Source organism: Burkholderia sp. LS-044 (assembly GCF_004803625.1).
GTDB classification, from domain to species: Bacteria; Pseudomonadota; Gammaproteobacteria; order Burkholderiales; family Burkholderiaceae; genus Burkholderia; species Burkholderia cepacia.
In genome coordinates this window covers 144111-157194 of the sequence record NZ_SSWO01000012.1, presented here as the reverse complement: position 1 = coordinate 157194, position 13084 = coordinate 144111, and the positions used below count along the sequence as shown (strand labels likewise).

General features: G+C 67.6%; 12 protein-coding genes. 6 read left to right on the top strand and 6 right to left on the bottom strand.

What is annotated here, in order from left to right; genetic code table 11:
• Positions 1-24 precede the first annotated feature (24 nt).
• The 3 genes from E9536_RS27815 to E9536_RS27805 are packed head-to-tail and all read right to left on the bottom strand — an operon-like array spanning position 25 to position 2632.
• Positions 25-1014 (bottom strand): nitronate monooxygenase family protein, encoded by a 990-nt coding sequence (locus tag E9536_RS27815; protein WP_060172775.1) that lies wholly within the window; start codon positions 1012-1014, stop codon positions 25-27.
• 23 nt (positions 1015-1037) lie between these two features.
• Entirely contained in the window at positions 1038-1442 is a 405-nt protein-coding gene (locus tag E9536_RS27810) for a hotdog domain-containing protein (protein WP_042974961.1), read from the bottom strand.
• A gap of 38 nt (positions 1443-1480) precedes the next feature.
• The gene (locus E9536_RS27805) at positions 1481-2632 is read right to left on the bottom strand and encodes an acyl-CoA dehydrogenase family protein (protein ID WP_136471383.1); all 1152 of its coding nucleotides are present in this window, start codon (positions 2630-2632) and stop codon (positions 1481-1483) included.
• Positions 2633-2858: 226 nt separating this feature from the next.
• Between E9536_RS27805 and E9536_RS27800 the strand changes: the two genes are divergently transcribed.
• On the top strand, positions 2859-3821 hold the full coding sequence (locus tag E9536_RS27800) for an endo alpha-1,4 polygalactosaminidase (RefSeq protein WP_168799577.1): 963 nt from the start codon (positions 2859-2861) through the stop codon (positions 3819-3821).
• Positions 3822-4256: 435 nt separating this feature from the next.
• Here E9536_RS27800 and E9536_RS41910 read toward each other — a convergent pair whose 3' ends face one another.
• Entirely contained in the window at positions 4257-4547 is a 291-nt protein-coding gene (locus E9536_RS41910; protein WP_211097501.1) for a DUF4148 domain-containing protein, read from the bottom strand.
• A gap of 270 nt (positions 4548-4817) precedes the next feature.
• Between E9536_RS41910 and ppsA the strand changes: the two genes are divergently transcribed.
• Positions 4818-7229: a phosphoenolpyruvate synthase gene (ppsA, locus tag E9536_RS27790; RefSeq protein WP_136471379.1), complete on the top strand. Its 2412-nt coding sequence runs from the start codon at positions 4818-4820 to the stop codon at positions 7227-7229.
• A 48-nt stretch (positions 7230-7277) separates the two neighbouring features.
• On the opposite strand, the gene phaZ is transcribed toward ppsA, so the two are convergent.
• Complete coding sequence (gene phaZ, locus E9536_RS27785; RefSeq protein WP_136471471.1) at positions 7278-8507, bottom strand: polyhydroxyalkanoate depolymerase; 1230 nt, start codon at positions 8505-8507, stop codon at positions 7278-7280.
• A gap of 145 nt (positions 8508-8652) precedes the next feature.
• Here phaZ and E9536_RS27780 point away from each other — a divergent pair, with 145 nt between their 5' ends.
• Positions 8653-9201: a flavodoxin gene (locus E9536_RS27780; RefSeq protein ID WP_136471377.1), complete on the top strand. Its 549-nt coding sequence runs from the start codon at positions 8653-8655 to the stop codon at positions 9199-9201.
• Between the two features lie 371 nt (positions 9202-9572).
• Here E9536_RS27780 and E9536_RS27775 read toward each other — a convergent pair whose 3' ends face one another.
• Positions 9573-9788, bottom strand: coding sequence for a hypothetical protein (locus E9536_RS27775; protein ID WP_059696828.1), 216 nt, complete (start codon positions 9786-9788; stop codon positions 9573-9575).
• A gap of 395 nt (positions 9789-10183) precedes the next feature.
• Here E9536_RS27775 and E9536_RS27770 point away from each other — a divergent pair, with 395 nt between their 5' ends.
• From E9536_RS27770 to E9536_RS27760, 3 genes are all read left to right on the top strand, one after another.
• Positions 10184-10612 carry a hypothetical protein gene (locus tag E9536_RS27770; RefSeq protein WP_211097500.1) on the top strand — a complete coding sequence of 143 codons (429 nt, stop codon included), beginning with the start codon at positions 10184-10186 and terminating at the stop codon, positions 10610-10612.
• A gap of 131 nt (positions 10613-10743) precedes the next feature.
• The gene (locus tag E9536_RS27765; protein ID WP_059696825.1) at positions 10744-11193 is read left to right on the top strand and encodes a CBS domain-containing protein; all 450 of its coding nucleotides are present in this window, start codon (positions 10744-10746) and stop codon (positions 11191-11193) included.
• A gap of 433 nt (positions 11194-11626) precedes the next feature.
• Positions 11627-13003, top strand: a complete 1377-nt coding sequence (locus E9536_RS27760) for a nicotinate phosphoribosyltransferase (RefSeq protein ID WP_060172880.1) — start codon at positions 11627-11629, stop codon at positions 13001-13003.
• Positions 13004-13084: the final 81 nt, after the last annotated feature.

Sequence of the window (13084 nt, the reverse complement as noted above, 5' to 3'; positions counted from 1 at the left end):
TAGCGAAAGAAAGCGGGTGCCCGGTCAGTGCGCGGGTGCGTGCCGGCCGATGCGGGCGGACTCGTGACGCACGCGTTCGAGTGCGACGCCGTACTCGATCTCGAGCTGGGCGACGATCTGCTCGACGCTCAGCACCGTGTCCATCGAACCCACGCCCTGGCCGGCGCCCCAGATGTCGCGCCACTGGCGCGCGCCGGATTCGGGCGAGAAATCGAGGTGTGCGTGCTCGCTGCGGGGCAGGTTGCGGACGTCCATGCCCGCGGCCTCGATGCTCTGGCGCAGATAGTTGCCGTGCACGCCGCTGAACGCATCGGTGTAGACGATGTCGGCGGCCGTGGCCTCGACGATCGTGTCCTTGTAGCGCTGCGCCACGTTGGCTTCGTGAGACGCGAGGAAGCGGGTGCCCATGTACGCGCAGTCGGCACCCAGTGCAAGCGCCGCCGCGATGGCCGCGCCGGTGGCGATCGCGCCGGACAACGCGATGAAGCCGTCATGAATGCGGCGCACCTCCGACACCAGCGCGAACGGGGACAGCGTGCCGGCATGGCCGCCCGCTCCGGCCGCGACCAGGATCAGGCCGTCGACACCGGCTTCGAGCGCTTTCTCCGCGTGTCGTACGGTCGTGACGTCGTGCAGCACGACACCGCCGTAGGCGTGCACGGCTTCGACGATCTCGCGCGGCGGCGCGCGCAGGCTCGTGATCAGGATCGGCGTGCACCGGTCGATGCAGATCCGCAAGTCCGCTTCGAGCCGCGTGTTGGTCTGATGGCAGATGTGATTGACCGCGTACGGCCCCACGCACGCATCCGGACGGGCGGCACGGTGCGCGGCCAGTTCCTCGTCGATGCGATCGATCCAGTCGCCGAGCTGCGCGCTCGGTCGCGCATTGAGCGCGGGAAAGGCGCCGACGATCCCGCTCTTGCACTGCGCCAGCACCATCTCGGGGTAGCTGGCGATCAGCATCGGCGATGCGATCAGCGGCAGGCGCAGGTCGTGCAGCGGCGTCGGGCGCATCGGGGTGTCTCCTCCAGTGGTGCTCATTGCGCGACCGGTGCGCGGTCGCGGCGCTCGGCAAGCCGCTCGTGAAAACTGTCGCGACCGACCGCGCAGCGTGTATGGATGCCTTCGCCGACGACGCCGGCCGCATCGCGAACCGACACCTTGTAGGTCATCATCCGGCCTTCCACGGAGATCAGCTCGGCGTCGACCGTGACTTCCCAGTCGGGCGGCGTCGGAGCGAGATGCTTGATCTCGAAGTTGTAGCCGACCGTCATCAGGTCGGCGCCGAGCAGGTGATCGGTTGCCTGCATGCAGGTCTGCTCGATGAAGATGATCATGATCGGGCTGGCAAGCGCGTGCGCTTCGCCGCCCCATTGATCTGCAAGCGAAATCGTATCGACGCGGTGCGTGGCACGGGCACGGAGGCCGGGCTGGATGGTCAAGGCAAACTCCTTCGGGATGAGAAACGAAAAATGAGCACTCAGGCCGCGTGCATGTGCGAGGCGGTCGCGCGTCGCTGCATCTGGCTGAAGATGTTGCGCGCGTGCATCTCTTCGGTGCCGCCCGCCGTTCCCATGGCGAGTGCGTCGGCAACGAAGGTCGCGAGCGGGCCGCGGCGATAACCGTCGCTGCCGTAGATCGCGAGCAGGTGCAGCGCGGCCTGGGTCAGGTCGCGGGCGCCGCCCAGTTTCGCAATCGAGCAACTGGCGAGCGCGGACGGGTCGCCCGCCCTCAACTGGTCGAGTGCGGCGAGTGCCATCCAGCGCGAGCGCTCCGCACCGACATGAATGTCGACGAGCCGCCGCTGGACATGCTGATGCTTGTCGAGCGTCACGCCGAGCGCGCCGCGTTCGCCGACGTACGCGAGTGCGTCGGCGAGAAACGGCCCGACCACGTCCGCGCACAGCAGGCCGAACAACGCGCGGTTCATCGACGCGATGTCCATCAGCACGCGCAATCCGTCCTTGGGAGTGCAAAGCAAATCGTCCGTGCCGACGGGAACACCGTCGAACGTCATGTCGCCGATCGGCAGATCGGCGACGCCCAGGGTTTCCTGGGGCGCGGTGCGCGTCACGCCGGCGCGTTGCGGATCGAGAAGAACCAGCGCCGTACCGGGGCGACCGTCCTGTGTGGCGCTCGCGGCGACGAGGATCAGTGCCGCGTCCGGGGCGTGGCTGATGTTGTACTTGTGACCGTCGAGGCGGCAATCCTGGCCGTCCAGCGTGACGCGGCTCTGCAGTGCACGGATTTCGGTGCCGGTGCCTTTTTCGGAAATGGCGGTCGCGGCCACCGCGCCGGACGTCAGGGCCGGCAGGAAACGGTCGCGCTGCGCCGGTGTGCCGTGGAGCAGCAGCGCGCGAATCACGGTCGCCTGATTCGCCAGCGCCATCGCGAAGCCGACGGATCTCGTCGCGGTCACGATCGCCTCGAACGCGGCGATGAACACGTTCAACGACGCGTCCGCGCCTGCATCGCGGCCGGCGACGAGCGTGCGCCACAGACCTGCTTCGGACAGCGCGCGCCAGGTTGCCCAGTCGAAGCCGCGGCGCGGCGACGACGCGAAGTGACGCAGCGCGACGGCGCGATAGGTGGCGGCGGCAGCGCGTTGATCGGGGGTGGCTTCGAAGTTCATGGTGTCCCTGAGGCGATGCGGATGCGGTACGGCCAATCTATCCAAAACCCCGGGACGGAGAAACTGTCATTTTTCGCAATCGCTCATCGGCGATGACGGTGCGTTTCCGGACAGCGTCGGCCCGCCACACAAACAAAAATCGACAAATCGGAACAGATGGGCGCGGTGTTCCCGCCTACCATCCGGACGTGCTTCGCGCGTTCCCGCACCACTGCGCGATCGGCAGATGCATCGCCTGCATTCCGCTGCACGTGACTCCCTCGCACTCTCGCATCCTGACGAGCCGCCAACAGGCAAAGGATTCGCCATGTCCGCAAGATCATTCGCCTCATTCGTGCTGATGCTGCTGCTTGCGGCATGCGGCGGCGACTCGGATTCGTCGGTGCCGGGCGGCCCGGTCGCGGCGGCTTCGGCGCGCGCGTCGCAAGCCGCCGCGTGGAAGCCACTGGTGCCCGGCACGAGCTGGCAATGGCAGATCGACGGCAACACGATCAACGAGAAGGTGCTGGACGGCGTGAACAACGCCCGCAAGATGTACGACGTCGACATGGAACTGACCGATGCCGGCACGATCCAGCGCCTGAAGGCGAAGGGCATCACCGTCGTGTGCTACATGGAGGTGGGCGGGCGGGAAGACACCCGTGGCGATGCCGGCAGGTTTCCCGACAGCGTGCTCGGTTACCCCGTCGAAGGATACGAGGATCACGAACGCTGGCTGGACATTCGCCAGACCGCGATCCTGATGCCCGTGATGCTGGCGCGTCTCGACATGGCGAAGAAAAAAGGCTGCGACGGCATCGAGCCGGACCTCGACGACAGCTATCGCCAGGAAACGGGTTTTCCGCTGACGCGCGACGACCAACTGCGGTACAACACGGCGCTGATCGCCGCCGCGCACGATCGCGGGATGTCGATGGGCCTGAAGAACGGCTCGGGTATCGCGGCCGCGATGGCGAAAGTGGCCGACTGGGCGCTCAACGAGCAATGCAACAGGTTCCACGAGTGCGGCGATTACGCGAGCTTCATCGCGCTGAACAAGGCCGTGTTCAATGTCGAGTACACGCGCTCGGACGGCATGACGCTCGCGGCTTTCTGCCCGGCGGACAACCAGGCCGGTTTCGACGGCATTCTGAAACTGTCGAGCGACACGCTTTCGGCGCTGCCGCGCGCGGCCTGCCGGTTCGAGTGAGCGGCGGCGGGGGCGGATGACGGGCTTTGCCAACGCGAAGCATACGGGCCTGCCGCTCGCGCGCTGAACCTCTTCGACGTACGCCGACCGCGACACGCGCTGCCGCTCGGCGAGGGCGCTGACACGCGTGTCCGGGGCGGTGGCGGCCGGCAAGCCGAGGCGGCGTGTCAGGATCGCTTCCGGCACGTGGCACGTCGTGGCCACGTAGCCGAGCGTCGTTCATGCGCGCACGTTGCCGGTTTGCGGCACACCGGCTTCATGGGCGGAATGCAGCAGGACCAGTGCGTGATAGATACGCACTGCGAATCGTTCTGACGCGACGGTGCAAGCCCACATCACCGCGATCGCAACGACTCTTGCGATACCCGCCGACCCGCATCGGCGATCGTCCTTTTCGATACGCTCAGCGCATTGCAGGTGCCGGCGCGATGGCGATCAACTGCCGCGGCCGAAGAACCGGTCGATGCGCTTGATCTCGCCCACCCGCTGCGCCTGCTCCAGCTCTCGCCTGACCTGCGCGCGTGTCTTGCCGAAGGCGACGTTGCGGGGGTTCGACGCGGGAGCGGGCGACTCACTCTCCGCTGTTTCCGACGGCGCCGCGGCGGCCGATGACGGCGTGACAGCGGCCGGCGAACCCGTTTCCTGCGCATGAAGCGGTACCACGAAACCGGCCCAGGCAGCGGCGACTGCCAAGGCGGACGATCTGGCGAGATGCATGCAATCCATGTCCGGAATCCTGTCGTTGGCCAGGCGCGATCGATATGCCCCTGATCGAGAGCGTACGGGACGAGCGACGTGATCCGTTGACGGACGTCAAGCGCAGACGAATCGCGCGCCGGACAGCCCATTGCCCGTGTCGGCGCCCGTTCTTGACGCAGGTCACGCCGGAGGCGCGGCATGGAGCCAGGATGGACGTGTCCGGCAGCCCGTGCCGGCGATTGCCGGCGACGTGCGTGACTCGCGCGTGGCCTGGCTGCGACGACCGGAGGGCGCATCATGGATCACGGGAAGGCATTGATCGTCTGGTTTGACGACCTGCGGCGCGGCGATGTGCCGAGCGTCGGCGGAAAGAATGCGTCACTGGGCGAACTGATCGGCAACCTGTCCGCACAGGGCGTGAGCGTGCCGCCCGGCTTCGCATCGACCGCGGATGCTTACTGGCGGTTCATCGATGCGAACGGATTGAGGCAGATCATCGGCAGCACGCTCGACGCGTTCGTCGCCAGGAAGATGCCGCTCGCCGATGCCGGCGCGGCGATCCGGCAGGCGATCCTTCACGGCGACTGGCCCGACGACATCGCCGATGCGATTCGGGACGCGTATCGGCAACTGTGCCGCCAGTCGGGGCGACCCGACGTCGACGTCGCCGTGCGCTCGAGTGCGACTGCCGAGGATCTTCCCGACGCGAGCTTCGCGGGGCAGCAGGAAACCTACCTGAACGTGCGCGGCGAGCGCGCGTTGCTCGCTGCCTGCCGCCGGTGCTACGCATCGCTGTTCACCGACCGCGCGATTGCGTACCGGGAAGAAAAGGGCTTCGATCATCTGCGTGTCGCGCTGTCGATCGGCGTGCAGCGGATGGTACGTTCGGATGTCGGCGCGGCCGGCGTGATGTTCTCGCTCGACACGGAAACGGGCTTTGACAAGGTGGTGCTGATCAGTGCCGCATGGGGGCTGGGCGAGAACGTGGTGCAGGGCATCGTCGATCCCGACGAATATGAAGTGTTCAAGCCCCTGCTCGGCGATCCCGCATGCAGCCCCGTCATCGGCAAGACGCTCGGCGGCAAGGCGCGGAAGCTGATCTATGCGCGCGACGAGGATGCGCCGACCCGCAACGTACCGACGTCGAAAGCCGAGCGTGCCGCGTTCGTCCTGGCGGATCGCGACATCCTGGCGCTTGCGCACTGGGCCTGCGCGATCGAAACGCACTATGGCCAGCCGATGGATATCGAATGGGCGAAGGACGGCGTCAGCGGTGAATTGTTCGTTGTTCAGGCACGTCCCGAAACGGTGCAGTCCCGGCGTGAAGCCAGCGCCGTGAAGACCTACCGGCTCGGCCAGACCGGCCGGAAGCTGCTCACCGGCGTCAGTGTCGGGGAGGCCGTCGCGGCAGGCAGCGTGTGCGTGATCGACAGCCCGCGCGACATGGCGCGTTTCGTCGACGGTGCGGTGCTCGTGACGCGCACGACGGATCCGGACTGGCTGCCGGTCATGCGTCGCGCCGCCGCGATCATCACCGACCACGGGGGCCGCACGTCGCATGCCGCGATCGTGAGCCGCGAGCTGGGGTTGCCGGCGATCGTCGGCACCGGCAATGCGACGAACGTGCTGCACGACCAGCAGGAAGTGACGGTGTCGTGCGCGGAGGGCGAGGCCGGCTTCGTTTACGAAGGCATCGCGCAATACGACGTGGAAGCGATCGACCTGGCCGACCTGGCGACCACCCGCACGCAGGTCATGCTGAACCTCGCGAACCCGGCCGCGGCTTTCAGGTGGTGGCGCCTGCCGGCCGACGGCATCGGGCTCGCGCGCATGGAGTTCGTGATCAGCAACCACATCAAGGTGCATCCGATGGCGCTGGCCCGCTATGACGCCTTGCAGGACGAGCGGGCGAAGCGCGCCATCGCGGCGCTGACGGCGGGCTACGACGATCCGGCGGACTATTTCGTTGACCGGCTGGCGCGCGGCCTCGCGCGCATCGCGGCGGTCTGCCATCCCGCACCGGTCATCGTCCGCATGAGCGACTTCAAGACGAACGAATACGCGCACCTCGTCGGCGGCGCGCAGTTCGAACCGCACGAAGAGAATCCGATGCTCGGATTTCGTGGTGCGTCGCGCTACTACTCGCCGCGCTACCTCGACGGGTTTGCGCTCGAATGCCGGGCGATCGCGCGGCTGCGCAACGACATGGGGTTCAGGAACGTGATCGTGATGATCCCGTTCTGCCGTACGCCCGACGAGGCGGACCGCGTGCTCGAGGTGCTGGCCGGGAACGGCCTGAAGCGCGGCGAAGACGGCCTGCAGATCTACGTGATGTGCGAGATCCCGTCGAACGTCATTCTGGCGAGCGCGTTCGCGCAGCGCTTTGACGGGTTTTCGATCGGCAGCAACGACCTGACCCAACTCACGCTCGGGGTCGACCGCGACTCGGCGGAGCTGGCCGGCCTGTTCGACGAGCGCAACGAAGCGGTGAAGTGGATGATTGCTCGCGTGATCGCCTCCGCGCACGATGCCGGGGCGAAGGTCGGACTGTGCGGCCAGGCGCCGAGCGATCATCCGGAATTCGTCGATTTCCTCGTCGCCTGCGGCATCGACTCGGTTTCCGTGAGCCCCGACAGCTTCATCGGGGTCAAGCGTCGCGTGGCGGCCGCGGAACAGGCAGCGCGCGACGCGCAAACGCCGCCGGCCTGAACGGCGCGGCGCCCGGGCGCGCGATCGTGCCGGTTCAGCTGGACGACGTCACGTCACGCTGCGCTGCGCCGCGCACGCGCACCGCCGGCTGCGTTCGGCGCGGGCAAACGCGGCCTGCAGCGCGGGATGAACGACGGTGCGCCAGCGCTCACCCGTGAACAGCCCGTAGTGGTCGCAATCCTCGACGTCGACGATCTGCCGGGCGTCCGGTGCAAGGCCGCTGCACATGGCCTGCGCGGCATGGGTCTGTCCCGCGCCGGTGACGGCATCGTGCGTGCCTTCGACGGTCAGCAGCTGGATGGCGCGCAGCGCGGCGGGATCGACACGCTGACCTCGGACGAACCAGGTGCCGTTTGCGAGGCAGGTACGCTGGAACACGATGTCGACGGTGTCGAGGAAGTACTCGGCGGGCATGTCGAGGAGCGTCAGGTATTCGCGTAGTGCATGGCGCGCCTGCGCGAGTGCGTCGGCATCGCCCTCCGTCACCGCACGTCGATAGCGATCGACCAGCGTCATGTAGTGCTGCGGATACGCGAGCGAGATCTCGGCGCGTTGCAGATAGGCCGGAAAAACCTGTCGCCCGTGTCCGGCGAAGCCGGGCGGAACCGTGTCGATCAACGTGGCGCGACACCATGCGAGGGAATGCGAGCGAGCCGCCATCCCGAGCGCGCCCGGGTTGATCCGCGCATCGAGCGGGCCGCCGATCAGCGTCAGGCTTCCCGGCGGGACGGCCCCGCGTTGCGCGCGCAGCGCAAGCGCGCCGAGCGCCGGAACCGTCGCCTGGCAGACGGCGACGACGTGAAGGGGCCGTGCGTCGGCCAGCAGCGTATCGATGAAGCCGTCGAGCATCGCCACGTATTCGTCGAGGCCGAATCGACCCGCGTCAGGCGGCACGTCGCGCGCATCGATCCAGTCGGTGATGCAGACGTCACCATCGGCCAGCAGCGTCTCGACCGTTTCCCGCATCATCACGGCCGCATGGCCGGCCAGCGGCACGCACAGAAGAATCATGCGCGGTGCGCCGGCGCGAGCAAAGCGGCGCAGCGAGCAGAATGGCGTGTGCGCGACGATCGTTTCGTCGACGTCGACACGTCGGCCGTCCAGGGCGATCGAATCGATCGCGAACCGCGGCGGACCGGCATGCAGGTCGAGCAGGGGCTCGACCAGATCGGCGTAACACGCCGTCGCCACACAGGGCCAGAGACCGCGCGCGAACCGCGCGGCCGCGTCCCACGTGCGCCACCATTGCCGTTGCTGTTCAATCAGGTCATACCACATCGCGCATGGACGAGAAGCCGCCGGGGATTCGGACAAGTCTACTGTCGCCGGATTGCACGGCCGCGGGTTGACCTGCATCAGCGTCGGCTCGACCGCCGGTGCCTAAACTGACCGTCGGATCCTGGGCGGGAGCACGGAGCGGACCATGGATGCTTCTCGACGCATGCTCGTCGTTTTCTACTCGCGCAGCGAAACGACGGCGGGGCTGGCGCGCCGGCTTGCAGCTGCACTCGGCGCGGATTGCGAACGGTTGCGGGAGCTCGACGATCGACGGCGGGCGGGGGCCATCGGTTATCTGCGTTCGCTTGCCGACGTGATCCGCCAGCGCGCGGCGGACCTGCGGCCGACGGTCTCGTCCCCGTCGGCCTACGACGTGGTCGTGCTCGGCACGCCGGTCTGGGCCGGGCGCGCCTCGACGCCGGTGTCGACCTGGCTCGCCCGTCACGGGCACGAACTGCACGCGACCGCATTCTTCTGCACGATGGGCCTGCGTGGCGACCTGACGGCATTCGGACAGATGCAGGCGCTGGCACGGCAACGACCGATCGCGACCTGCGCGATTTCCGCGCGCGATATCGGTCACGGTCTGGCGTCCCGCAAACTCGCGCGTTTTGTCCGGTCGATCGTTCGACGGCTTGCCGTGCGTGAACGGCGATCACTCGACCGGTGCGGCCCGCGCCGGACGCCGGCCTGACGACGGCGCGAGGCCCTGGCCGAACCAAGGGGGCCCGGAGTCGAGCGACGCGACGTAACGCGCCCGGCCTCCCGGGTTGCCGCCAAGATGCATGAGCAAGGCGTGGCCTGCTTCGGTTTCGTTCGGCTTGGTCGGCTACCTGTTTCGCGATGCGAATCGTCCCGCGCGCTTCCTTGCAATCCATGAGCGATGCCGCGGCGGCGCGTTGATGGCGATCAAGCCCGATGGTTCGGGCCGATCCGCACTCGATGGTGCGCGCCGTGCGGGGGCTTCGCCGGATTGATCGAGGCACGTCCCGTGTGCGGCGCTGATCTTGCCCGAATCGTCCGACTCGTTACGTATCGGGAATGCAAGCGGGCGGCGCGAGCGGATCAGAACCGATCGAGCCGTGCGAGGATTTCGTCGGCGCGGCGCAACAGCGTCTTGTCCTGTTCGGCCGTCGCCCTGACGGCGTGCAGTCTTGCACGCCAGTATGCGGGATCGCTGATCGACGTCTTCTTGTGGAAGTAGCCCCGCGTCTGTTCGAGCAGTCGAATGGATCCTTCGATGTGGGCGAGCTCGCGTTCGACTTCGTAGTACCAGTTCATGAATGGATCTCTTCAGGACGGTGATTCATGGTGGATTCCGGCTGTCCGTGACGCATTGATTTCATGCAAGCCGGATCCGACGTTCGGTCTCTCGGAAGAAAACGGGATGATGCGGAGCGCGATATGGACGACGTGCGACCGTGAGCGGGAGTCCGAGCGGCCGACGAGAAGATACGTACGCTACCGTGGCGTTCCGATCCTGCGACCAAAGGCTAAACGATCAGATTGACGTGTTCCTGACAGGCAAGCAAAGCGGATCTCCGGATGGCATCGCGTCAGATGAATCGCAGATAGTGGGGGGCGCGTGCGTGCGCTTGCTGACCTGCGTCAAGACCGTTTGCGCTGCAGGAGCGAAGATAAACGTTTGCGCGTGTCGCTCACGATCGGGGACCGGCATGCGCCGTGCCGTCTGCGTCTTCACGTTCATGATACGGGCCTCCATCATGCCTTTCCTGTTTGCGCACACGTCGAATCCCCGGATCATCACGCCGCCCGTCGCGCCACACCGGAATCGTCCGGTCGACGCCGACGGCGACCGGCTGCTGAGTCCCCACGAGATTGCGATCCTGATGGTGCTCGCCAGCGAGCCGCGATGCCAGCAGGGCGACCCCGCCGACCTTCGCTGTCTGGTCGATCGCGGCCTCGTGCGACTGGATACCGCGTCGCTTGTGGAGGCTCCTGCGCGCTTGTCGGACGACGGCTGCCGGATCGTGTCGCGCTTCGCCGAGTGCGATCGCCCCGGCCGCGATGGCAACGCCGGCTTCACGGCCGCGCGCCGGACGGCCACGGCATTGCGGGGAACACCGCACGGCGCACCGCGCTGACCTGCATCAATTGCCGGTTGCGCGGCCGGATTTACCGTTGTTTTCACCGGATGCGAACGGGCGCTCATGGCGACGGGAACCGATCGCGTCACGCGCCGATGATCCGCTTCGCCCCGACCGGGAGAACGAACATGAATGCTGCGATGCTCTGTACCCGCGATGTCGCGACGTGTCCCGCACGGACGACCGTCGTCGAGGCAGCCGCCAGGATGCGCGACGCGCATGCCGGCGACCTGGTCGTCGTCCATGAACAGGACGGACGATGCAAGCCGATCGGCATGGTGACCGACCGGGACATCGTGCTCGCCGTGGTCAGCCCCGACGCGGAGGCCGACGCGCTGTTCGTCGGCGACATCATGTCCGCGCCCGTCGCCGTCGCGGATGTCGACGACGATGTCTGGCTGCTCGCGAAGCGGATGCGTCAGCACGGCGTGCGCCGGCTGCCGGTCGTCGGCGACGACGGCGAACTGGTCGGTATCGTCTCGCTCGACGATCTGCTTCGCGTGGCCGCGGCGCTGCTCGACGAATTGCGCCTCGTGGCGGCGCGTCAGCCGTATTTCGAGGAGAAGCAACGCGACTGATCCGGCGTGCGCCGCGTTCCGTCGCGGCGTGCCCGTGGCGGCCGCGCGCGAAGCGGCGCTGGAGGCTTCAGGTGGCGGCATGGCCCGTGTCGATCCGAAGAAATCGGACACGTTCACCTTCCGAACGCCGACCGCGCTCATCGCGTGCTTGCGATCGCCAGCGCTGTCGACGCGAACCCCGCAAGGCGGCGTTCCGCGCATCGTCGGCGGGCATCCGGGAGGCAGTCCGTCAACCGTTCGTGCCGCGCGAACACGATCCTGATTTCACGACCCGGTGCGATGTTTCCGGCACCCGGCGCGTGCCTGTTCGATGGCGGCGTGTTCGAACGCCGCTCCTTGATCTCGCGCAATTCGGGCGCCGGACGGCACCCTATGCTGGGGGTGCCGACATGGTGGCCGGCATCGACGCGACCTGCCGCGCGGGAGGGGCATGATGAACGGATCCTTGCAGGAGGCGAACGTCGACGACGTGTTGCTCACGGATTGGTATGAGCTAACGATGATGCAGGCCGGCTTCGATGCCGGCATGAACGACGCGGCGAGCTTCGAATTCTTCGTGCGGGCGTTGCCAGGGCACCGCGCATACCTGCTGGCCGCGGGGCTCGCGCCCGTGCTCGATTATCTGGAGCGCCTGTGCTTCCCGCCCGCCGCACTGGAGCAACTGGCCGGAACCGGGCGCCTTCGCGCGGACTTTCTTGCATCGCTCGCCGGATTCCGCTTTACGGGCACGGTCGATGCGATGCCGGAAGGCACGGTGTTCTTTGCCGACGAACCGGTCCTGCGGATCACGGCGCCGCTTCGCGAGGCGCAGTTCGTCGAGAGCCGGGTGATGAACCTGCTCCACTATGCGACGCTGACCGCAAGCAAGGCCGCACGCTCGACGCGCGTCGCGCACGGCAGGTTGCTGGTCGACTTCGGCTTGCGGCGCACGCATGGTGCGGAGGCGGCGATGCTGTCGGCGCGTGCCAGCTATCTGGCGGGATTTTCCGGGACGGCGACACTGCTTGCCGGCTTGCGCTACGGCATTCCCGTTTACGGCACGATGGCGCATTCATACGTGCAGGCACACGACGACGAAGCGCTTGCGTTCGAGCACTTCGCGCGATCGCAGCCGGATAACGCGTTGCTGCTGATCGACACGTACGACACGGAGCGCGCGGCGTACAAGGTGGTCGAACTCGCGCCGCGGCTCGCGCGCGACGGCGTCCGCATCAAGGGCGTGCGGATCGACAGCGGCGATCTCGCGGCGCATGCGCGCAACGTTCGCGCGATCCTCGACCGCGGCGGCCTTACCGACGCCACGATCTTCGCGAGCGGCAATCTCGACGAACACCGGTTGCAGGCGCTGGTCCGTGAGCACGCGCCGATCGACGGTTTCGGGATCGGCACGCAGATGGGCACGTCGGCGGACGCGCCGTATCTCGATTGCGCGTACAAGCTGGTCGAGTACGCGGGCCGGACGCGCTGCAAGCGCTCGGAGGGCAAGGCGACACTGCCGGGCCGCAAGCAGGTGTTCCGGCGATACGGCCCGGACGGGCGGATCGCCGGCGACTGCATCGGTCTGGACGGCGAGCGCCTCGACGGAACGCCGCTGTTGCAGCCGGTCATGGTCGCGGGCGCGCGGCTCGCGGCGCCCACGCTCGACGAGAGTCGCGTGCACGCGCTGCGCGAACTGGCCACGCTGCCGGACGCCATGCAGGCACTGGCGCCCGTGGTGCCGCTGCAGGCGTCGATTTCTCCGGCGCTGGCGGCATGCGTCGCGCAGTGGGGCGGCGGGCCGGACGCGCATGCGAGGCGGCAGGCGGCATGAACGAGGCTCGCAGCCCGACCGGTCACTCGATCGCGGTGGGCCGCATGGTGGCGGCCCCGCGCACGCGTTGCGCGCGTCCGG